The organism is Saliniramus fredricksonii, from assembly GCF_900094735.1.
GTDB classification, from domain to species: domain Bacteria; phylum Pseudomonadota; class Alphaproteobacteria; order Rhizobiales; family Beijerinckiaceae; genus Saliniramus; species Saliniramus fredricksonii.
This window is the reverse complement of record NZ_FMBM01000002.1, coordinates 1,287,428-1,308,691: the sequence shown is the minus strand read 5'-3', so window position 1 is coordinate 1,308,691 and position 21,264 is coordinate 1,287,428. Positions and strand designations below refer to the sequence as shown.

At 63.8% G+C, this 21,264-nt stretch carries 15 protein-coding genes, 2 tRNA genes and 2 CRISPR repeat arrays (1 of these 19 running past the window's edge); of the genes, 4 read left to right on the top strand and 13 right to left on the bottom strand.

Annotated elements, in window-relative coordinates:
- Positions 1-1,644: direct repeats of the CRISPR family, unit length 29 nt; unit sequence CGGTTCATCCCCACGTGCGTGGGGAACAC (it extends 461 nt beyond the left edge of the window).
- A 102-nt stretch (positions 1,645-1,746) separates the two neighbouring features.
- Positions 1,747-2,838, top strand: coding sequence for a hypothetical protein (locus GA0071312_RS12590; protein WP_131817802.1), 1,092 nt, complete (start codon positions 1,747-1,749; stop codon positions 2,836-2,838).
- Between the two features lie 27 nt (positions 2,839-2,865).
- Positions 2,866-3,114: a hypothetical protein gene (locus tag GA0071312_RS12585; protein WP_131817801.1), complete on the top strand. Its 249-nt coding sequence runs from the start codon at positions 2,866-2,868 to the stop codon at positions 3,112-3,114.
- 177 nt (positions 3,115-3,291) lie between these two features.
- Positions 3,292-4,843: a CRISPR direct-repeat array (repeat unit 29 nt; unit sequence CGGTTCATCCCCACGTGCGTGGGGAACAC).
- Between the two features lie 131 nt (positions 4,844-4,974).
- Here GA0071312_RS12585 and GA0071312_RS12580 read toward each other — a convergent pair.
- Entirely contained in the window at positions 4,975-7,698 is a 2,724-nt protein-coding gene (locus tag GA0071312_RS12580) for a CRISPR-associated helicase/endonuclease Cas3 (RefSeq protein ID WP_074445254.1), read from the bottom strand.
- A gap of 559 nt (positions 7,699-8,257) precedes the next feature.
- Here GA0071312_RS12580 and GA0071312_RS20600 point away from each other — a divergent pair.
- Positions 8,258-9,151, top strand: a complete 894-nt coding sequence (locus tag GA0071312_RS20600; protein ID WP_083204684.1) for a tyrosine-type recombinase/integrase — start codon at positions 8,258-8,260, stop codon at positions 9,149-9,151.
- Here the strand turns inward: GA0071312_RS20600 and GA0071312_RS12570 are convergent.
- The 5 genes from GA0071312_RS12570 to GA0071312_RS12550 all read right to left on the bottom strand — a co-directional run bounded on the left by GA0071312_RS12570 (position 9,110) and on the right by GA0071312_RS12550 (position 11,151).
- Positions 9,110-9,186 (bottom strand) — tRNA-Arg (locus GA0071312_RS12570). The genes GA0071312_RS20600 and GA0071312_RS12570 overlap by 42 nt on opposite strands.
- Before the next feature lie 161 nt (positions 9,187-9,347).
- The gene (locus GA0071312_RS12565; protein ID WP_165604029.1) at positions 9,348-9,653 is read right to left on the bottom strand and encodes an ETC complex I subunit; all 306 of its coding nucleotides are present in this window, start codon (positions 9,651-9,653) and stop codon (positions 9,348-9,350) included.
- 58 nt (positions 9,654-9,711) lie between these two features.
- Positions 9,712-9,788 (bottom strand) — tRNA-Pro (locus tag GA0071312_RS12560).
- Positions 9,789-9,926: 138 nt separating this feature from the next.
- Positions 9,927-10,442 carry a DUF192 domain-containing protein gene (locus tag GA0071312_RS12555; RefSeq protein WP_074445252.1) on the bottom strand — a complete coding sequence of 172 codons (516 nt, stop codon included), beginning with the start codon at positions 10,440-10,442 and terminating at the stop codon, positions 9,927-9,929.
- Positions 10,443-10,497: 55 nt separating this feature from the next.
- Positions 10,498-11,151: a cold-shock protein gene (locus tag GA0071312_RS12550; protein ID WP_083204554.1), complete on the bottom strand. Its 654-nt coding sequence runs from the start codon at positions 11,149-11,151 to the stop codon at positions 10,498-10,500.
- Positions 11,152-11,351: 200 nt separating this feature from the next.
- Between GA0071312_RS12550 and GA0071312_RS12545 the strand changes: the two genes are divergently transcribed.
- Complete coding sequence (locus tag GA0071312_RS12545) at positions 11,352-12,341, top strand: heparan-alpha-glucosaminide N-acetyltransferase (RefSeq protein WP_074445251.1); 990 nt, start codon at positions 11,352-11,354, stop codon at positions 12,339-12,341.
- A gap of 62 nt (positions 12,342-12,403) precedes the next feature.
- Here GA0071312_RS12545 and GA0071312_RS12540 read toward each other — a convergent pair whose 3' ends face one another.
- From GA0071312_RS12540 to GA0071312_RS12510, 7 genes are all read right to left on the bottom strand, one after another.
- Positions 12,404-13,486 carry a BMP family ABC transporter substrate-binding protein gene (locus GA0071312_RS12540; RefSeq protein WP_074445250.1) on the bottom strand — a complete coding sequence of 361 codons (1,083 nt, stop codon included), beginning with the start codon at positions 13,484-13,486 and terminating at the stop codon, positions 12,404-12,406.
- Between the two features lie 143 nt (positions 13,487-13,629).
- Positions 13,630-14,550: an ABC transporter permease gene (locus GA0071312_RS12535; RefSeq protein ID WP_074445249.1), complete on the bottom strand. Its 921-nt coding sequence runs from the start codon at positions 14,548-14,550 to the stop codon at positions 13,630-13,632.
- Positions 14,547-15,617, bottom strand: coding sequence for an ABC transporter permease (locus GA0071312_RS12530; protein ID WP_074445248.1), 1,071 nt, complete (start codon positions 15,615-15,617; stop codon positions 14,547-14,549). The genes GA0071312_RS12535 and GA0071312_RS12530 overlap by 4 nt, the downstream gene beginning before the upstream one ends.
- Positions 15,607-16,980 (bottom strand): ABC transporter ATP-binding protein, encoded by a 1,374-nt coding sequence (locus tag GA0071312_RS12525; RefSeq protein WP_338056842.1) that lies wholly within the window; start codon positions 16,978-16,980, stop codon positions 15,607-15,609. Before GA0071312_RS12525 ends, GA0071312_RS12530 begins: the two co-directional genes overlap by 11 nt.
- Before the next feature lie 187 nt (positions 16,981-17,167).
- The gene (locus GA0071312_RS12520) at positions 17,168-18,148 is read right to left on the bottom strand and encodes a quinone oxidoreductase family protein (RefSeq protein ID WP_083204553.1); all 981 of its coding nucleotides are present in this window, start codon (positions 18,146-18,148) and stop codon (positions 17,168-17,170) included.
- An 86-nt stretch (positions 18,149-18,234) separates the two neighbouring features.
- Positions 18,235-19,074 carry a DUF2182 domain-containing protein gene (locus GA0071312_RS12515; protein ID WP_074445247.1) on the bottom strand — a complete coding sequence of 280 codons (840 nt, stop codon included), beginning with the start codon at positions 19,072-19,074 and terminating at the stop codon, positions 18,235-18,237.
- 107 nt (positions 19,075-19,181) lie between these two features.
- The gene (locus GA0071312_RS12510) at positions 19,182-21,260 is read right to left on the bottom strand and encodes a hypothetical protein (protein WP_074446154.1); all 2,079 of its coding nucleotides are present in this window, start codon (positions 21,258-21,260) and stop codon (positions 19,182-19,184) included.
- Between the last annotated feature and the right edge of the window lie 4 nt (positions 21,261-21,264).

Genomic DNA, 21,264 nt, shown 5'->3' with positions numbered 1-21,264 from the left:
AAACACCCCAAGCAGACGTTTGTTTATGCGGTTCATCCCCACGTGCGTGGGGAACACTCCGGTGGATGCGATGAGGTGGCCGGCTTGGGCGGTTCATCCCCACGTGCGTGGGGAACACTCAGGCGAGGACAAAAAACATTTCTCCAGCACTGGTTCATCCCCACGTGCGTGGGGAACACGGTCCAGAGCAGGATCGTCGCGCCCATGCCGACGGTTCATCCCCACGTGCGTGGGGAACACATCCGCATCGGATTGCAGACGATGCACGATGGCGGTTCATCCCCACGTGCGTGGGGAACACAGCATTGCGAGTTCGCCCTGTGCGATCAGTCCCGGTTCATCCCCACGTGCGTGGGGAACACAATGACGTGCAAGCCCGCGTCGGATACCGGGGCGGTTCATCCCCACGTGCGTGGGGAACACGTTCAATGGTACCTCAGCGGCGATATTGAAAACGGTTCATCCCCACGTGCGTGGGGAACACTCGCCCTACCAGACATACTCGATCACGCCCTACGGTTCATCCCCACGTGCGTGGGGAACACGACGCCCCGGCGGATTATGACCGCCGCGCGTTCGGTTCATCCCCACGTGCGTGGGGAACACCAGGATTTCAGCCTCACCCCCACCAACACCGGCGGTTCATCCCCACGTGCGTGGGGAACACGCAATCAACCGGTTCGAGGTGAGCTAAATGGACGGTTCATCCCCACGTGCGTGGGGAACACGTGATGACCTGCTAGAACGACTGAAACATGTACGGTTCATCCCCACGTGCGTGGGGAACACAGTTCAAGGGCTGCTCGGTCGGGTGCCACTGCCGGTTCATCCCCACGTGCGTGGGGAACACTGGCCGCACCTGCATATCGTCCTGCGCACGCCCGGTTCATCCCCACGTGCGTGGGGAACACCTGCGGTATTTCCTCCGCTACGACGGAACGGACGGTTCATCCCCACGTGCGTGGGGAACACCAGTTCGCGACACGCTGCAGCGGTCTTTACTCCGGTTCATCCCCACGTGCGTGGGGAACACATCGGCATGAAGTGGTAGCGCGATGCCGTCGCCGGTTCATCCCCACGTGCGTGGGGAACACGTGCACTGGCGCATCATGGCATCCGAAGACGGCGGTTCATCCCCACGTGCGTGGGGAACACTCGAACCTGTAATTCGACTGCGCCATGACGTACGGTTCATCCCCACGTGCGTGGGGAACACCCGGGCGCGGAGCCGAATCGCTTGAGCTTGAGCGGTTCATCCCCACGTGCGTGGGGAACACATCCAATGGTACCTCAGCGGCGATATTGAAAACGGTTCATCCCCACGTGCGTGGGGAACACAAATCTCCCTCTATCTGGATATTCGCACGCATCGGTTCATCCCCACGTGCGTGGGGAACACGGGGACCCCCTGTGTCCCTCCTACCACGGTAGTCGGTTCATCCCCACGTGCGTGGGGAACACGGTCGTTCGGATCGAACCCGTCGGGCTGCTGCCGGTTCATCCCCACGTGCGTGGGGAACACACACCCGCATCGCCGCGCAGGCTGCGCCCCCTCGGTTCATCCCCACGTGCGTGGGGAACACATGAACTCCTGATCGGTCATGTCGGCGATCGCCGGTTCATCCCCACGTGCGTGGGGAACACTCTTCCGAGAAGTTATTGATTTCACGATTCAATTTCGATGTCAAAGAGCCTACCGGCTGATTCCCGGTTTGTTCGTGAGCATGAATCTGCCCTGAAATCGGGATGAATTGCAAGCCGGTTGGCGCGCAGCCGGGATGGAACGGAATTTGTTGTCAGGGTATCGAGGATTGCGTAAACCATCCGCATACAGGCGCGCTTCATCGGCGAATCGCGCCGGGGTTTGTATTTGCAGCTGGATCCATGTTGAACACGCTCAGCCTTTTCTGGACACGAATCCGCTATCCATTGGGCGCGATGGTGGCATGGGTGGCCACTCTGGTCGGCCTGGTATCCGGCTCTGCAACGATCATCTTGCTGGTTTGGGACACGGGTGGCATGCGGGAACTCGTCCAGGCTGCAACGCTGTCGTCGATTACAATCATCGCTTTCATTGCCCTCGCGGTCCAGAATTTCCGACGAACATATGCGGATACCTTCGTGCGCAATATCGGTGAACTGACGCGGGCAGCCGAAATCCAACGCAAGATCAATACGCTGCTCGAAAATTTAATCGAGCAGGGCGAGGAAGAATCAAAACCCCAGAAGAAAGATACCGATCGGATAATGCACCTTTTTCGAGAGCTGCTCACGATCTATGCAACGATCTACTCATCGATCACAGGCACCCGCTGTCGTTTTTGCATCAAACTTATTCGTCCATCAGACGATCAAACTGGCGCTGTTCAGGAATTTTATCTCTATAGCTTGGCGCGCGACGCGGCTTCATTCGAAGAGGAAAAGCAGCATGATCGGATACGGGACCAGAAATCCATTGATGCGTTGAGGAACAACACTGATTTTCTGAAATTATGGGACCCGAGTCAGCCGAGCGAAAACTACTTTATCAGCGACGATCTTTCAAAGGAACATGGATACAAAAATACCAGCATTCACTACCGTCAAAACATACAGAGCAACCCCAACAGTCAGAACAGCACGAAATGGTCACTGTGGTATCGCTCGACAATCGTCTGGCCCATCCGGCAGGATGCCGACGCGCTCCTGGGCATCGAAGACACGATGCCGCACGGATTCCTCGCGGTAGATAGCCGCGTTCCCAATACCTTCGACCGCGGTACACACGTCGCCCTCGGACGAACATTCGCGATTTCACTCTACCCGCTTATCGATCTGTACACGCGGGTGCTGGAATGATAGCACCGACAAATGGAGGTTCTGGTCATGTCAGATAAACAACCTGTACGGTCGCGCGGCTATGATCTCGGTGGCGTCGAGAAAGCTCCCGGTCGGAACGAGTATTATCTGACGATCATGCGTGATGGAAAATCCGTGGGGCGCGTACGGGTGCGGGCGCCGATGAACCCGCCTACCTTTTACGGGGACGATGACACCGTCTATTGCGAACCGGAGGGGCAGCATCACAGCCCTGTCGAGACATCCGGCGCGATGGAGCTCTTGCCGAAGCCCTGACGCGCCGACGCTTTCGGCCCCGGATATGGTTCATTCCCATCGGGAAACGACCATATCGCGCGATACGAAACACGCACGACCAGCGCCCCGACGCCCAATCGCCAGCACGTAAAGCCGCGCTCATCCCCAGTTGAGCTGGAAGCACCATTGCCCGCTGAGCCGGACTTGACCGGTGAACGGTTCATCCCCACGTGCGTGGGGAACACGATGCGGCGCTCGTAGTCGGTTTGCGCGGCGACGGTTCATCCCCACGTGCGTGGGGAACACCGGCGTTTCTTCCGGTCCGGTTTCCGGTTCGGCGGTTCATCCCCACGTGCGTGGGGAACACAGCGGCAGCGGCAACCCAAACCGTTCGCCCAGCGGTTCATCCCCACGTGCGTGGGGAACACGGCCGCACCACGGCTGAAATGCGCGCCATTTGCGGTTCATCCCCACGTGCGTGGGGAACACTATTCCGGCAAGGGCTCGATCGCGCACGATGACGGTTCATCCCCACGTGCGTGGGGAACACGGCAATGCGCCCCCGATGCAAAGCGCCCCGGCCGGTTCATCCCCACGTGCGTGGGGAACACTGTTGCCGTGCTGGACGTGTTGCGGGACAACGCGGTTCATCCCCACGTGCGTGGGGAACACTGCAGCACCCCACACCGGCTCAACGTTCTCGCCGGTTCATCCCCACGTGCGTGGGGAACACCCAGCCGACATTGACGGTTGCGGCCTTTGGACCGGTTCATCCCCACGTGCGTGGGGAACACTGTGAAAGGCGGGGGCGCGGCCTCACGCGCGGCGGTTCATCCCCACGTGCGTGGGGAACACTTGATGAAAGCCGGTTGCGACGTTTGGGCAAGCGGTTCATCCCCACGTGCGTGGGGAACACCATCACATCGTGGTCATCACGCACGCGTTCATCGGTTCATCCCCACGTGCGTGGGGAACACAATAAGTGCGGCCTCTTTCGCTGCGTTGTCGTCGGTTCATCCCCACGTGCGTGGGGAACACGATGGGATCGCAATCCATCACGCCGATTCCCACGGTTCATCCCCACGTGCGTGGGGAACACGCCCAGCCGGAAATCTCAAGAGCGCCTGGACGGTTCATCCCCACGTGCGTGGGGAACACACCCAGAGATGATCTCGACCACACCCCAACACCGGTTCATCCCCACGTGCGTGGGGAACACATCTTGTCCTGGATAAGCTGCTTTGCGCTGAACGGTTCATCCCCACGTGCGTGGGGAACACGCGCGGCGCGGGGCATGTCACGCCCTCATTGCCGGTTCATCCCCACGTGCGTGGGGAACACGAGCCGCGCGATCTCGGCAGGGGTGAACCACTCGGTTCATCCCCACGTGCGTGGGGAACACTGTTCTTGATCTTACTGGTCCTCAGGGAAATGCGGTTCATCCCCACGTGCGTGGGGAACACATATTCACCAGAAAAAAGAATTGAAGGCGTATCGGTTCATCCCCACGTGCGTGGGGAACACTCCAGCGCGCAGCGTAGGGCAGACGGCAGTTCCGGTTCATCCCCACGTGCGTGGGGAACACGCACGCGCTGGATGCGTTTCGTGACGATCCCGCGGTTCATCCCCACGTGCGTGGGGAACACCTGATCCGGGTCGCGCCGGTCAATCTTTTTAGCGGTTCATCCCCACGTGCGTGGGGAACACTGTTCTTTCGAATACACAGAGAAACGCAACGTCGGTTCATCCCCACGTGCGTGGGGAACACTCTTCCGAGAAGTTATTGATTTCACGATTTAATTTCGATGTCAAAGAGCGTACCGACTGATTCGCGGTTTGTTCTTGGGCATGAATCTGCCCTGAAACCGGGGTGGATTGCAAGCGTCTGTTGCGGTTGAATCAAGGCATCGTGAAACCGTCGAGAGGGTCGTAGCGGCCTTCGAGGACATCGTTACCGCTGCCTTGGCAGGTGAATCGCCAGCCCGAATCGCAGTCGCGCATCAGCACGACGATGCGGGCGTGGATACCCCGGCTTGCGAAGCGTTCCTCGAGCGCATGCGCCTGCCGCTCGATCTCCGGCGCAAGGCCTGCGCGGGGGCGGAACCGGTTCTGGCGGATGGCGACTTCCGACAGGGACCAGGCACGGCGCGGGTCAGGATCCGCTTCGGAGCCCGTCTCGGAGCCGGCCTCGCAGACCGTGTCGGCATGCAGTGGCGCCAGCGCGCCGCCCTCCCCGATCACCGCGAGGCGCAGCGTCACCCTTTCATCGCCCTCGCGTGTCGGCGTCACCGTGTCGGGCCCCCATGCGCCGGATTCAGGGGCGTAACCGGGGGCGAAGTCGATCACGTTGAGGCCGGCAAAGGCCCGGCTCGCGAGATCGCGCCCGGCCTGCTCGTCCGCGCTTGCCTGGAGGGATGGGGGCGCACCCAGACTCGCATCGGGCGCATAGACCGCCTCGATCAGCCCGCGCAGGTCCTCCGGCACCCGCATCACCGGCTGCGCGAACAGGGCCCGCGCCGAAAGCCAGAGCCGGGCATGATCGCGGTAGACATATTGTCCGATCGGGAAGAGCTGCCCATACCAGTCCGCCGGCGCATCCGCTACAGGGTCAGGCGCGACGACGGCGAGTTCCGGGCCCGGAACCGGACGCGCGCCGCGCGTATGCCGCCACAGCCGCCCGGCGCGCTGGATCATCAGGTCGATCGGCGCGAGATCCGTGAGCATCAGGTCGAAATCGAGATCGAGAGATTGTTCGACCACCTGGGTCGCGACGAGCACCCGCCCTGCCCGCTCATCCGGCCGCGACGCCTTGCCGAAACGTGTGACCACCCGCTCCTCGATGGCGAGCCTGTCGGCCATGGCGAAGCGGGCGTGAAACAGATCGACCGCCAGCCCCTGCCCGCGCAGAAACCGGGCGGCCTCGATCGCATCATCGACGCTGTTGCGGATCCAGGCCACCGCTGCACCGTCGCGCGCAGCCCGGATGATCCGCTCCTGCGCCGCCTCCGGCGTGTCGACGCGCGTCACCGTGATCGCGCGGGCAAGATCGGCCCTTGCCGCGAGAGGCGTGATCACGGGTGCGCTTGTTGGTGTGCCGGATACGGCGGTTGCGCAGGGATACGGTGTTGCGGCACCCGCCGGCGCACTCTTGCCATAGGCTCGGATCAGCCGTGCGCGCATGGCCGCCGGGAGCGTTGCGGAGAGGACGATCACCGGTGCATCGAGCCGTGCTTGATGCACCACCAGCGCCTCGATCTCCGCCTGCATATAGGCGTCATAGGCATGGGCCTCGTCGATGATCAGCACCTGCCGCGACAGGCCGAGCTGGCGGATCGCCGCGTGCTTGACGGGGAGCACCGCGAGCAGGGCCTGGTCGATCGTGCCGACGCCAATCTCCGCCAGAAAGGCGCGCCGACGGTCATCCGCCAGCCAGCGCGTACAGGCCGCCGAAGCTGTCTCGTCCTCATCCGCATCCGCGCTTGGGGCACCGCCATAGCCGACCTCCTCGCGCCGCCCCGCCAGCGCAATGGAGCGGATGAAGGCCGGGTCGAGATTACGCGCGCCGTGGGCGAGGACGATGCTCGGTCGCGCGCCCGGCGCGTAGAGCGCGCGATAGGCCGCCCCGAGGCGGCGATAGAGGCCGTTCGCCGTTGCCATGGTGGGCAGCGCCACGTAGATACCGCCCGCGCGCGCTGCCTGCATCAGGCGATGGGCGAGGATCAGCGCCGCCTCGGTCTTTCCAGAGCCGGTGACGTCCTCGATGATGAAAAGACCCGAGCCCTCGCAATCCACCTGCGCCGCCCATTCCTGCGCCTGAGTCGGCGTGAAGGCGCCGCCGCTGACGATGGCGAGACTGTCTCCGCGCGCCACCTGCGCGCGCTCCAGGCCGCTCGCCGCGATCGCCGCTTTCGCTTGCGGGGTTGCGTGATTGCCCCAATACTCCGGCCAGGAGATGTCCGGGGTGGCATAGGGAAAATACCGCTGATCCGAGCCGATCCAGTCGGCGAGCGCCACGAGCCCTGCCAGACGCCAGGACAAGGCTGTTTCAGCGCCTTGCGCGATCGGCGGCAGCACCGGGCCTTCGAAAAGCGTCATCACGCGTTCCACGAGCGCGCGCGCCGCATTTGCCCCGGCCTCGTCGGGTCGCCCCACATGCACGCTGAGATCAACCTCTACCGGGACCGGGCGGCCATGATGGCCGAAGACGGGGCCGAGCAGGAAAGCGCGCTCGAACTCGTTCTGGCCGAGAAGCAGCGCGAGTTCCTTTCCGCAAAAGCGTGCATCTTCCACCATCGCGTATCCGACGGCGCCATGGTTGCACGCCACCGCACGCGGCGGGCCGAGCAGCGTGTGCGGGTAGACGTCCAGTGCCTTGGCCTGAAAGGTTCGCGCACATTTCCCGAGATCGTGCAAGGCGACCAACGCCGCGAGACCGTTGATCGCTTCATCCGCATCACCGTCAAATGACGCGACGAGTCCGGCGCGCTGCTCGGGCCAGATCCGGATCAGCTTTAAGAAAGTGGCTGCGACGTCGAGGCTGTGCCAGGCGAGTGGATGATACGGCATGATCTGACGCAAGCTTGCATCGCCCGCACCAGGCTGCGCCTTGCCCCAGATCTGCATAACGCCATCATGCGAAAAGAACCGAACCACCACCGTGCGTTCCTCAAAAAAGGTTAAACGTTATCCTGAAATAAAAACAGCCTTGCCGGCAATTCCCGACTTGAACGACCTGTCAGATGGAGAGCAACTGTTATTTGTGTCTGCAAATGATGCGCGTACAATTGATTGGCGGCTGCGCCGACTAATCGTCGTCCTCAACAACCCTCGTTAGGGACTTTTACTCGACTGCTCCATCTTCCCCGCAGGCGCGCTATACCGGTCCCGCACACGCGAGAGAGGACCCATCACGACCATATTCTTCAACAAAGCGCGCGAGCGCTGGCAGTACGATTTCCAGCGCCACGGAGAGCGCTATCAAGGCTACTGCATCGATCCGGAATCGGGAGAGCCAGTAAAGACGAAGCGTCAGGCGCAGGCGATCGAGGCGCTGCTGAAGGGCTGCGCCGGCATAGGACCGATCAAGGAAGCGCCGTCCGCGCCTGTCGCTGCGGTCACCTTCGCAGAGGTGATCGCCTCCTACGCCGAAAACCACGCGCGGCATTGCCGGACGTGGACGACGATGCGGTATCAGCTTCGGGAACTGGTCGATTTCTTCGGCCTCGAAACGCCCGCCGACGACATCCGCCCGGAAGACATCGTGCGCTACATCGCGTGGTCTCGGCAACAACCAGTGAGGCGGTACCGGGGCGGTCAGAAGGCCGGGCGCGGCGATTTCCTCGACACGGGGGCGAAGCGCTCGCCAAGCACGATCAACAATCATCTCGCCTTGTTCGCTGCCGCCATGGCCCGCGCCCGGAAGCAGGGCCTCATACGGCATGTTGTCGATGTTCCCCGCCTGCGGGTCCCGCGTGACCTCCCGAACCCGCTGCGGCCCGAAGACGCCCGCGCGATTCTGGCGCAGGCAGAGCCGCACCTCCGTGACGTCATCGTACTTTGCATGAGCACGGGAATGCGGCTTCGGGAGCGCCTGCCCCTCCGATGGAAGCAGGTCGATCTGGACCGGGCCGTCATCACGCTCGACAGCAGCACCAAGAGCGGCAAGGGTCGCGCCGTGTATCTGGGCAATCAGGCGCAGGCTACGCTGACCCGGCTCGCATCCGAGCGCCCGGAAGGTGCAGATCACGTGATCCTCTACCGGCACAAAGGCACGGGCGATCCGCGACCGATCAAGGATATCCACAAGTCTTGGGGACGGGCGTTGGAGCGCGCGGGGCTCAAAGGCCGGTATCGGTTGCACGACAACCGGGCGGCCTTCTGCACGGCATTGGCGGAAACCGGGGCGAACGCGATCGATATCCAGCGGCTGGCCGGTCACGCCTCGATCGCGACCACGATGCGCCATATCAACGCGAGTGATTCGCGCCTCCGTGAGACAGTCGGGCGCCTCCCGGCATCGACTATCCACAACAGATGGCGACCCCGGCAGGAATCGAACCTGCAACCTGTGGATTAGAAGTCCACCGCTCTATCCGGTTGAGCTACGGGGCCTGAACTGGAAAAATCCCTAACGAGGCACATCGGTAAACCTAAAAGATTAGCGATATCAATAATATAGGATATATAGTCCAACTGATTAGAAGTCCGGTGCTCTATCCTGCTGAGCTACGGGGCCGAGGGCGGTGCCGGGGCGCCACCTTGTTGCGCCACGCCTAGTGGGTCCAGGCACCGACGCGGTTGTATTTGAAATTATCCGCATAGGCGAGCGTACGGCGCTTGGGTTGCTTGGGCTGCTCGACGCGGTAGGGGATGCCGTTACGTTCGCAATAGGCGACCGCTTCCTCGCTCGTCTCGAAGGAGAGCTTCACCTGCTGCGTCATGTCGGAGGAACTCGTCCAGCCCATCAAGGGCTCGACCGTGCGCGGCGTCGACTGATCGAAAACCAGAACCCACTTCCTGGTGCGCGCTGTGCCGGAAGAGGTCGCGCCACGGGCGGGTTTGAAGATGCGAGCGGTCATGCTTGGCCTCAGATCCTTGGAAACGTCCCCTTGCCCGGCGAACCGGGAATTGGCCATCTGGTCGGGGCGGCAGGATTTGAACCTGCGACCCTCTGCTCCCAAAGCAGATGCGCTACCAGGCTGCGCTACGCCCCGATGATGGTCAACACGTTGTCAACTAGGCGGTTTGCGAACGGATGGCAAGCCTCTTCAACCGCGCCACACGCAGCCCCGACATGCGCAATATCATAGGGCGATACGATTTATAATTGCTGAACGCCGGAATGACGCGATTCACTGTGCGAATAACGGGTGTTCGATGCGATCCCCGGCTGTGATGCCGAACCGATCACTGATGCCGGCATTGATCTCGAATACCGCGAGAACCGGCTCGCCGGACGAAATCGAGCGCTCCGACAGCGGCTCGGTATCGCGTGCAATCCGTGCGATGGAGCCATCGGCGCGCACGAACAGCATATCCAGCGGAATATACGTGTTGCGCATCCACATCGAGACCATGTCGACGCGCCCGAAATCAAACAGCATGCCATGATCGTCCGGCATCGAACGCCGATACATCAGCCCGCGCGCACGACTCTCCGGCGTGTTGGCCAGCTCGACCGAAAACACATGCCGGTCGTCGCCGCTGATGATCGTCAGCGAATCGGCATCCTGAGCCTGTGCTGCCTGATAGGAACCGGGAAGGGAAATGGAAAGGGCGAGCAGCGCAACGACCAGCAACGCCGCCACCACGAATCGATTCACGATCGGGCACCACCAGGAGCTTGCAGAACCGGGGCCCGAAGGCATTGCGGTGCATGGGGCACGCCGGGGCGGGATCGTGATCATCATTCTGAAACCAGCCTCAGTGGGACGCGGGCAGGCGCCCCTCCGGCAACCGGACCTCGGCTGCCATCAGCCCCTTGGGCCCATCGCCATAACGCACCAGAACGGTCTCTCCGGGCTGGAGTTCGGCGATACCGTAGCGGCGCAGGGTCTCCATGTGCACGAAGATATCCGGAGTCCCCTCCCCGCGTGTCACGAAGCCGAAGCCACGCAGGCGGTTGAACCATTTCACGATGCAGGGCTCCAGAGGGCTCGTCGGCTCGACGGTGACATGGGTGCGCGGCATCGGCAGTTCGGAGGGATGCAACGCCGTCGATTCATCCATCGAAACAAGCCGGAAAGCCTGGAAACCCCGGCTGCGCCGCACGGCCTCGACGACGACAGTAGCGCCTTCATGCGCCGTCTGATAACCACCCTTCTGCAAGCAGGTCACGTGGAGCAGCACATCCGGCCAGCCATTATCCGGCACGATGAAGCCAAACCCCTTTGCAACGTCGAACCACTTGATCCGACCGGTAACCTCGAAAAGCTGGAGCTGCGCTTCCGCCGCCTGCGCGTCAGCGGCGGCACCCTGTTCGCCGGCAGGCCCCGCCGCAGCCGTTTCGCGTGACGGATCCGGGTCGTTTTGCACGGATGGAGCGACATCCGGTTTGAACGGATCATGGTTAGACATATACTCACCAACCGAATCACGACGACAATATAATCTTAACGATAAGATACCATCGCTGTGCAATTCCGAAAGCCCGAATTGGATGCAGATCCCGCCTTTCATTGCTGCACTGCGAAATCAGAGGTTGCCCCTTATCGCTCGCGCCCGAACGGCGCGTCGGTCACCGCGATGAGGATGCCCGGATCCGGAGACATGTGCTCATGGCCATTCCGACGCGCTTGCGCCTCGATGCGCTCGATCTTGCCCGCGGTGTGGCAATTCTGGCCATGGTCATCTACCATTTCGCCTGGGATCTGAGCTTTCTCGGCTTCGTCGCCACCGATGTGGGTCGCGAACCCGGCTGGATCGCGTTTGCGCGCGCCATTGCGACGAGCTTTCTGGTGATCGTCGGAATCAGCCTCGTATTCGCGCACCAGGCGGGACAGAGCTGGTCGAAATTCGTGCGGCGCGTGGCGAAGATTGCGGCAGCGGCCGGCGCGATCACGCTCGCGACGTTCATGGTCTTTCCCGATGCCTTCATCTTCTTCGGTATTCTGCACATGATCGCAGCCGGCAGCATCCTGGCCCTGCCCTTCCTGCGCGCGCCGGTGCTGCTGACCCTCGCTGCGGCCCTCGCCGTTTTCGCTGCGCCCCAATTCTACGGCTCCCCCGCCTTCGATACGCGCTGGCTCGCCTGGATCGGCTTTTTTGAAACCCCGCCCCTGACGAACGATTTCGAGCCTGTCTTCCCCTGGTTCTCCGCCGTGCTCGTCGGCGTCGCGGCGGGGCGGCTGGCCTTTGATCGCGGTCTGATCATCCATCTCGCCCGCTGGCAGATACGCAGTCGACCGGCGCGCTGGCTTGCCGGCGCCGGACGCTGGAGCCTCGTGATCTACCTTCTGCACCAGCCGATCCTGCTCGGTGCGCTCTACCCGCTCGCCATGCTGACAGCCCCTGCCCCGGCGACGTTCACGCAGGCTTGTGTCGCGGAATGCGTGGCTGTCGGCACCGATGAAGCCATCTGCGCCCCCGCCTGTGCATGCACGCGTGACGCGCTCGTACGCAACGGATTCGAGCGCTTGCTCGAGGCGCCAAGCATCAGCCAGCAGGAGCAGACGCTGCTGGACGATGTCGCCGCCCAATGCTTCCGTGCCGTACGCGATGGTGATCCAACGGGCAATGATCCTCTCGATATCAAGCCCCTGAGATGAACAAAAGGGCGCACCGTCGACCGGCGCGCCCCTGGTTCGATCGACCGGCGATCGCCGGCAGATCAGTCAGGCAGACGATCGGCAATGCCCTGCACGAAGAAATCCATCCCGAGAACCTGCTCATCGGAGAGCACACCATCACCCTCGCAGGGCACTTCCGACCCGTCCTGCGCAATGATCGGGCAGGTGAAGGGATTGAGCTCGCCCGAACGGATGGCTGCTTCCGTGTCAGCGGCACGCTCGGCGACATCATCCGGCATGTTGGTATAAGGCGCCATGCGGATCATGTCGGCAGACAGACCGCCCCAGGTGTCGCTCGGCTCCCAGGTCCCTTCAATGACGGCGCCAACACGCTCGACGTAATAGTCCGACCAGTTGTTGACGATCGAGGTCAGCAGCGTATCAGGGGCGAAGTCGATCATGTCAGAGGCCTGGCCGAAGCCGTAGGCGCCGCGATCAGCGGCGGTCTGCATGGCGGCGGGGCTGTCGACGTGCTGGGCGATGACGTCGGCGCCCTGATCGAGCAATGCGCGGGCTGCGTCGGTTTCACGGGCGGGATCGAACCAGGCGTTGACGTATACGACGCGCAGTTCGATATCCGGGTTTACCGATTGCGCGCCGAGAATATAGGCGTTCATCCCGGCAGTGACTTCCGGGATCGGATAGGCGCCGATATAGCCGATCACGCCGCTCTCGGACATCTCCGCCGCGATCTGACCGAGGATGTAGCGACCCTCATGGAAGCGCGCATTGTAGGTCGCGACATTGTCCGCACGGCGGAAGCCGGTGGCATGCTCGAACTTCACATCCGGAAAGCGTTCTGCGACGCGGATGGTCGGCTCCATATAGCCGAAGGAGGTGGTGAAGATCAGATCATGGCCAGTGCGGGCCAGTTGCTCGATCACGCGCTCGGCATCACCGCCGGAGACGCTCTCGACGAAGGTCGTCTCGACCTGATCACCAAAGGCTTCCTCGATGGCGAGGCGGCCCTGGTTATGCTGATAGGTCCAGCCGAAATCACCGACCGGCCCGACGAAAACGAATCCGACCTTGACCGGCTCATCGCTCTGGGCCTGGGCCGGTGCGGCGCCGAACGCCATCATTGCGGCAAGCGCGCCCGCTGCTACGAAATCCCGTCTCTTCATGACGACCCCTTTCTTTATTGGTTTCAGCAGATTGGCATGCCCCCGAAACCAGCGCAATGCCACAGAAAACAGCTTCGCTTCAGCACGTTACGACAGCATCTGCAGCACAATCGTTGTGCAGCCTGCCGCGCGCCTGCGCAGTGCTACCGGTCCGGCACATAGGGCTGGCCGAGCGAACCCGGTGCCCCGACCCCGCTCGACCCGCGCCGCGCCGAGAGGATCACCAGAGCGATGATCGTCGCGAGATATGGCACGGCAGAGAGGAATTGCGAGGGCAGCCCGAATTGCGCCGCCTGCGCATGCAGTTGCAGCACTGTCGCGGCGCCGAAGATATAGGCGCCGACAAGCGCCCAGCCCGGTCGCCAGGCGGCGAAGACGACGAGCGCCACGGCGATCCAGCCGCGCCCGGCCGTCATGTTCGGCGCCCAGAAACGTGTATAGACCAGCGAGAGATAGGCGCCCGCGAGTCCCGCGCAGATCCCGCCGAAGACCACCGCCATGAAGCGCACCTTCAGCACCGGCAGGCCGAGCGAATGCGCCGAGCCGTGGTTCTCGCCGATCGAGCGCAGCCGCAGGCCCGCGCGCGTCCGCATCAGGAACCACGCGACCCCGGCGACGAGCAGCAGCGAGAGATAGACGAAAATGTCTTGCGAAAAGACAGCGCTGCCCAGGATCGGCAGATCCGAGAGCAGTGGAATCGCAAGGCTCGGTGTGGGCGGCAGCCGCTCGCCCACGAAGGGCGCCCCGATCACGCCCGACAGGCCGAGCCCGAGAATCGTCAGCGCCAGTCCGGCGCCGACCTGGTTCGCCGCAAAGCCGAGCACCACCACCGCGAACAGGGCCGCCATCAGCCCGCCGGCCATCATGCCGAAGCCGATGCCGATCCAGGTTGAATCGAACAGAAAGGCGCCGACGAAGGCGCTCACCGCCCCCATCGCCATCATGCCCTCCACTCCGAGATTGAGCACGCCCGCACGTTCCGCCACAAGCTCGCCGATGGCTGCGATCAGGAGCGGCGTCGAGGCCATGACGATGGTGAACAGGATCGCTTCGAAAGTGGTCATGCGCGCGCCCTCACGATCCGCAACCGATTGCTCACCAGAGCATCCGCCGAGAGTACGCAGAGCAACACCAGCCCCTGGAAGGCGAGCGCGAGATCAAGCGGCAGCCGCAGCATGATCTGCGCATTCTCGCCCCCGATCAGGATCAGCGCCATGATGAAGCCGGCGACGAGGATGCCGATCGGATTGAGCCGCCCGAGAAAGGCCACGATGATCGCCGTGAATCCGTAACCCGGCGAGATCGAGGGCTGCACCTGGCGTAACACGCCCGAGACCTCGATGATCCCGGCCAGCCCGGCCAGCCCGCCCGAGATGCAGAACACGGTGACGATGGTGCGCGCCTGCGAGAAACCGGCGAAACGCGCGGCGCGCGGCGCATCGCCGCTCACCCGCAACCGGTAGCCGAACAGCGTGCGCCCGAGCACCACCATGGTCACGATCGCGGCGATCAGCGCGAAGATCACGCCGATATGCACCCGCCCCATCCCGGCGATTGCCGGAAGCGTCGCGGCCGTGTCGAAGACCACGGATTGCGGGAAGTTGAAGCCCATCGGATCCCGCCAGGGGCCGCGCACCAGATAATCAAGCAGCAATTGCGCCACATAGACGAGGAAGAGCGAGGTCAGGATCTCGTTGACGCCGAAGCGCACCCGCAGGAACGCCGGAATCGCGCCATAGAGCGCGCCGCCGATCATGGCGAGGATCATCATGGCCGGCAGCACCCAGATTCCGGCATCGGTACCGTGGGTGGCGAGTGCGAGCCAGGAGCCGAAAATGGCGCCGACGATGAATTGTCCCTCTGCCCCGATATTCCACAGATTGGCGCGAAAGCAGTAGGACAGGCCGATGGCGATGATGACGAGCGGCGACGCCTTCATGGCGATCTCGCGAAGCGACCACGGATCCGTCAGCGGATCCAGAATATAGATCTGGAAGGCGGCCACGGGCGAGCGACCCATGCCCCAGATCACCAGCCCGGCAATGGCGAAGGAGACGATCAGCGCCGCGACCGGCGCGAGCGCCCGCGCCCGCGCCTTCGGCTCCACTCTCGGGACGAGTTCAATGCGCATCTTGCGGCGCGACCCCCATCATTTCGAGACCGACCGCTTCACGCGTCCATTCCCCTGTCGGCCGCAGCCGGCTGACATGCCCCTCATGGATCACTGCCATGCGGTCGGCGATGGCGAAGAGCTCGTCGAGGTCCTGGCTGATCACCAGCACCGCCGCGCCTTGCGCCGCAAGATCGATCAGCGCCTGGCGGATCACCCGCGCAGCGCCGGCATCAACGCCCCAGGTCGGCTGATCGACGACGAGAAGTTTGGGGCCGCGCACAATCTCGCGTCCGACCACGAATTTCTGCAGATTGCCGCCGGAGAGCTTGCGCGCCAGCGCATCGGCGCCCGGCGTGCGCACGTCGAAATCACCCACCACCTTCGCCGCCATGCGCCGCGCCTTGTCGAAGGCGATGAAGCCGCTGCTCACGATGCCGCCGATCGCGTGATGTGACAAAACCGTATTGTCCCCAAGTCCGTGACCCGGCACGGCTGCGTGGCCGAGCCGCTCTTCCGGAACGAAGGCCCCGCCGAGCTTGCGCCGGGCATCGATCCCCTTCAATCCCACGGCGACCCCGTCGATCACCACGGCGCCGGGTTCATCCGTCGGCCTCTCGCCGGAAATTGCTGCGAAGAGTTCGCTCTGGCCGTTACCCGCGATCCCCGCAATGCCAACGATTTCGCCGGCGGCAACGGCGATATCGACATCGCGCAGGGGGCGCTCGTGGATGGAGCGGGCGGGCATTGAGAGGTTCTGCACCTGAAGCATCTCGTCATGCCCGCGAGCCTTCGCCGTGCGCGCCACATCGCCGACTTCCTGCCCGACCATCAGCGCGGCGATCTCGCGGGCGCTGCTCTCGCGCGGATCGAGCCTGGCGACGACCTTGCCGCCGCGCAGGATCGTGGCGTCGCGGCACAGCCGGCGCACTTCCTCCAGCTTGTGCGAGATATACAGAATCGCCCTGCCCTCGCCGGCAAGTTGCTCCAGTGTCTCGAACAGCCCTTCCGATTCCTGTGGCGTGAGCACCGAGGTCGGCTCGTCGAGGACGATCAGCTTGGGATTCTGCAACAGGCAGCGCACGATCTCGATGCGCTGGCGCTCGCCGGCGGAGAGCGTCCAGACACGGCGATCCGGGTCGAGCGGCAGGCCGTAGCCCTCGCTCACCTGCTTGAGGCGCTTGCGCACCACGTTGAAGGAGAGATCGGTCAGCGCGACGGCGACATTTTCCGCCACTGTCATCTCGTCGAAGAGCGAGAAATGCTGGAATACCATGCCGATGCCAAGATTTCTTGCATCAACGGGTGAATTGATTTCGACCTGCTTCCCCTCCCAGAATATCTCGCCGGCACTCGGCTCGATCACCCCGTAGAGGATCTTCACCAGCGTGGATTTGCCCGCCCCGTTCTCCCCAGAAGCGCGTGCACCTCGCCGGGCGCGATCGCGAAATCGATCGCGTCATTGGCGACGAGATTGCCGTAATGCTTCGTGATGCCCTTCAGCGCGACGAGTGTCCCGCCGGAGGAGGATCTTGGGGGGATGAGGCGGACAAACCGGTTTGCTCTCTCGCTCAGGGGCTCATCACCGTGGCCCCGGTCGTCTCGCGACCCTCGAGCGCCTTGTGGACATCGACCGCATCGGCGAGTTTGGCGCGGTGGTGGACGGGGATCTTCACCGCCCCGCTAGCGACCACATCGAACAGCTCGCCCGCGACCTCCTCCAGATCGGCACGCTTGGCGATATGCGTGAACAGCGTCGGGCGGGTGGCGTAGAGCGAGCCCTTCTGGGCCAGCAGGCCGAGATTGAAGGCCTCGATCGCACCGGAGGCGTTGCCGAAACTCGCAAACATCCCGAACGGACGCAGGCAGTCCAGCGATGCCGGGAAGGTCGCCTTGCCGACGCCGTCATAGACGACATGGCAGCGCTCCCCCCTGGTGATCTCGTCGACGCGCTTGGCGAAATCCTCGTCGCGATAATAGATCACGTGATCGCAGCCGTTCTGCATGGCGAGTTCGCCCTTCTCGCGCGAACCGACCGTGCCGATCACCGTGGCGCCGAGATGCCTGGCCCATTGGCAGGCGATCAGGCCGACACCGCCGGCGGCAGCGTGGAAGAGGATGGTGTCGCCTTTCTTCACGCGGTAGGTCCGGCGCAGAAGGTATTGCGCCGTCATGCCTTTCAGCATCATCGCGGCAGCGGTCTCGTCATCGACGCCGGCCGGCGTGGCGACGACCTTGTCGGCCTCGAGCAGACGTTCATCGGCATAGGAGCCGAGCGTCGCGGCATAGGCGACGCGGTCGCCCTCCTTGAAGCGGGTCACACCCTCGCCCACCGCCGTGACCACGCCCGCACCCTCGTTGCCGGGGGTGAAGGGAATGCTCGGCGCCGGGTAGAGGCCGGAGCGGAAATAGGTGTCGATGTAATTGACGCCGATGGCCGTGTGCTTGACCCGGATCTCGCCGGGGCCGGGATCGCCGACGGCGACTTCCTCGTAACGCATGACCTCGGGGCCGCCATTTTCATAGATGCGGATCGCCATGGTCTTTGACATGGGCCGTCTCCTCCCTCGTTCGCGTCGGATCATAGGATGCGGGACAGTCCTACCGCAACGTCCATCGCGTCGTCAGAGGCATTTGCTCACAGGCCGATTGCATCGCGCAAGGGAGCGAGCCCCACCGCCGAGACGGACAATGCGGCACCGGCGATGATCATCGCGACGCCGATCGCGTTGGGCAGGCGCTGCGAATCGACCATCTTCTCCGCCGCCATGATGATTGCGAATATTGCCATCCAGAGGATGTTCATGGCGCCGAGCACCACGAGCAGCCCCATCATCGCCCAGCAACAGCCGACGCAGAGCACACCCTGATGAAGACCGAGCCGAAACGCCGCCATATTGCGCGTCAGCGCCGCCTCGCGCTCCTCGCTAAAGGGATGGCGGATGGTGACGAGACAGGCGCGCTTGAGCGGCGAGAACTGGTAGAACCCGGCGGCGCCGATAATCGCCCCGGCGAGGATCGTCGCGGTTGCCGGCGGCAGGGCGATGCCCGACAGGATCGCCGAGATGAAGGCCTGCGCCGTTGCCGCCACGACGGCCACGATCACCCAGATCCCGAGATAACCCGCCGCCACGGCCAGCGGCGATGCGGCATGGGCCCGGTCGCTCACCTCCTTCTCGACGCGATCGGCGAAACCGACGATCAACAGACTCGCGGTCGGCAGCATCATCGCGACGCTCATGGCGATCCACATGCCGATCGCCATACCCAGCCGCGAGAGCATTTCCGCCGTCGAACGGGAACCGAGAATATCGGCGGGGGCGCACAGCGCCTCCATGAAGGCGGCGGCACCCGAGGCCATGGTGATTGCTTCGGCGAACATCACCCCCCAACCCAGCGCCGTCAGCAGAACGAGCGCCGTGATCGCCACCGGCATCGGTTGCAGGATCGGGCCGAATTTTTGCCTGAACGCCGTCATGGGCGCATGCTCCCTCGCGCATGAAACCGGTACTTTCATGCCGATCTCCTAGCGCGTCCATTGAAGCGGCTGCATTGATCGAAAGCAAGCGCTGCGCCTTGCGCGCCTCAACGGCGTGCGGCCGATCCGCGCCCTTCCCCGAGCCATGCGGCAAGAACGGCGCCGAGCAGCAGCAGAAGACCGAGCAGCCCGAGCGCGAGCGGCATCACCGATACGCCGAGCACCACGGAAGAACCGCTCGGGCGGATGCCGATCCAGTCATTGCCATAGGCGCGCGCATCGCCACGCACGCTCTGGATTCGCGGCACGGCAAGGGCCCCCTCCGCGCGCGACAGGCGCCGCACCGATCCACCGGTCTCTAAGGTGATATCCGCCAATTGCTCGCGCGTGGAGAAGACATCGACGAGTTCGCGTGGGTTGGCCGGACCAACGCTGGCAAAGGCGACGAGATCCCCGTTGCGCAGCGTGTAAAGCCCGCGTTCCTCGCCGGCGATCTCGGCCCGGAACAGGCCGGGCAGATGGGGTTCGAGCGCGACGCCGGACTCGGCACCCGAGGGCGATGTGACGCTGACGGAGGCAACCTCGTCGGCCATGCTCTGACGCTCGATGAAGATCCGCTCTCCCTGCGTCGTCGCGCGCAACGCCTCCTCCTCCAGCGCCGGCTCGCGCATCAGCCAATGCGCGGTCCGGCGCAGGAGATCCACATGCGGGCCGCCTTCGCGATAACCCCGCGCCCAGAGCCAGGCATGATCAGACAGAAGCAGCGCGACGCGCCCCTCGCCCTGGCGCTCCAGCACCAGCAGTGGACGGTCCTGCGCGCCCGACATCACCGTCTGCCCCGCAGTGACCCGCGTGTCGAGCACGCGCAACCACTCGCCCCAGGCCGGCGGATCGCTTTCCGATCCCGGAAGACCGCGCGTCACCGGGTGGCGCTCACCGGTATCCGTGAGCATCGCCTTGAACGGCTCCTCCAGCACACCGCCGGTCGGCTCGCCCGGAATGATCGGCGCGAGGCGGGTGCGGGCAAGCGAGGCGCGCCCGGCGAATTCCGGCCCCGCCGCGAGCAGAACGGCGCCACCCTCGCGCACATAACGCACGATGTTGTCGTAATAGATCGACGGCAGGATGCTCTGATTGGCATAGCGATCGAAAATGATCAGATCGAACTCGCCGATCTTGTCCTGAAACAGTTCGCGCGTGGGAAAGGCGATCAGCGACAATTCGTCGATCGGCGTGCCGTCCTGCTTTTCCGGCGGGCGCAGGATGGTGAAATGCACGAGATCGACATTGGCATCCGAGCGCAACAGGTTCCGCCAGGTCCGCTCGCCCGCATGGGGCTCGCCGGAGACGAGCAGGACGCGGAGATTCTCGCGAATCCCCTCGATCGTCACGACGGCCCGGTTATTGGCCATGGTGAGCTCGTCGGGCAGCGGCTCGACCTCGATCTCGACCACATTGGGGCCGGCACGGTCGATCTGGACGGGGATGCGGAATGATGCTTCCGTCGGCACTTCCCGGCGCGCGAGACGCTCGCCGTCGCGGCGCACGGTGACCACGGCCGAGCCCGTGCCGCCGCGCTCGCCGATCTTCGCCTCGATCAGTTGCGTGCGCCCGACAATGCCGTAGCGCGGCGCCCGGATCAGATCAATCTGCCGGTCGGCCTCGTCCGGGTATCCTGTGATCAGGGCATGCAGGGGTCCTGTGAAGCCGAGATCCTCCGCTGATCCGGGAATGTCATGGACGACGCCGTCGGTGAGCATCACCGCGCCCGCCACGCGCTCCGGCGGCACGTCGGCGAGCCCGTTGGCGAGCCCGGTGAAGAGTTCCGTTCCAGCGTCACCCGCCGCATCACCCACCTCGATGATGCGCAGTTCGATATTGCGCAACCCGCCAAAACGCTGCTCCAGCTCCTCGCGGACAGCCTGCGTCACCTGCGCCCGATCGCCCAGCCGTTGAGAGGTCGACCGGTCCACCACCAGGGCCACGACATCATCGACCGGCTCGCGGTCCTGCGTGACGAAGGCGGGATTGGCCAGTGCAAGCACCAGCACGACCAGCGCAGCCGCGCGCAACAGGGCCACCGGCCCGCGTATGACGATCGCGGCCAGCGCGACCAGAGCCGCGAGAATGCCAGCCGCGATCAGCACGGCATCGGGGACCAGCGGTGTGAAGCTCAAACTCGCCAAAGCG

What these genes read in the sequence shown, in the direction of transcription:
- GA0071312_RS12590 (WP_131817802.1), top strand. Translation starts at nt 1,747, where the DNA reads ATGAATTGCAAGCCGGTTGGCGCGCAGCCGGGATGGAACGGAATTTGT.
- GA0071312_RS12585 (WP_131817801.1), top strand. Translation starts at nt 2,866, where the DNA reads ATGTCAGATAAACAACCTGTACGGTCGCGCGGCTATGATCTCGGTGGC.
- GA0071312_RS12580 (WP_074445254.1), bottom strand. Translation starts at nt 7,698, where the DNA reads ATGCAGATCTGGGGCAAGGCGCAGCCTGGTGCGGGCGATGCAAGCTTG.
- GA0071312_RS20600 (WP_083204684.1), top strand. Translation starts at nt 8,258, where the DNA reads ATGCGGTATCAGCTTCGGGAACTGGTCGATTTCTTCGGCCTCGAAACG.
- GA0071312_RS12565 (WP_165604029.1), bottom strand. Translation starts at nt 9,653, where the DNA reads ATGACCGCTCGCATCTTCAAACCCGCCCGTGGCGCGACCTCTTCCGGC.
- GA0071312_RS12555 (WP_074445252.1), bottom strand. Translation starts at nt 10,442, where the DNA reads ATGCCTTCGGGCCCCGGTTCTGCAAGCTCCTGGTGGTGCCCGATCGTG.
- GA0071312_RS12550 (WP_083204554.1), bottom strand. Translation starts at nt 11,151, where the DNA reads ATGTCTAACCATGATCCGTTCAAACCGGATGTCGCTCCATCCGTGCAA.
- GA0071312_RS12545 (WP_074445251.1), top strand. Translation starts at nt 11,352, where the DNA reads ATGGCCATTCCGACGCGCTTGCGCCTCGATGCGCTCGATCTTGCCCGC.
- GA0071312_RS12540 (WP_074445250.1), bottom strand. Translation starts at nt 13,486, where the DNA reads ATGAAGAGACGGGATTTCGTAGCAGCGGGCGCGCTTGCCGCAATGATG.
- GA0071312_RS12535 (WP_074445249.1), bottom strand. Translation starts at nt 14,550, where the DNA reads ATGACCACTTTCGAAGCGATCCTGTTCACCATCGTCATGGCCTCGACG.
- GA0071312_RS12530 (WP_074445248.1), bottom strand. Translation starts at nt 15,617, where the DNA reads ATGCGCATTGAACTCGTCCCGAGAGTGGAGCCGAAGGCGCGGGCGCGG.
- GA0071312_RS12520 (WP_083204553.1), bottom strand. Translation starts at nt 18,148, where the DNA reads ATGTCAAAGACCATGGCGATCCGCATCTATGAAAATGGCGGCCCCGAG.
- GA0071312_RS12515 (WP_074445247.1), bottom strand. Translation starts at nt 19,074, where the DNA reads ATGACGGCGTTCAGGCAAAAATTCGGCCCGATCCTGCAACCGATGCCG.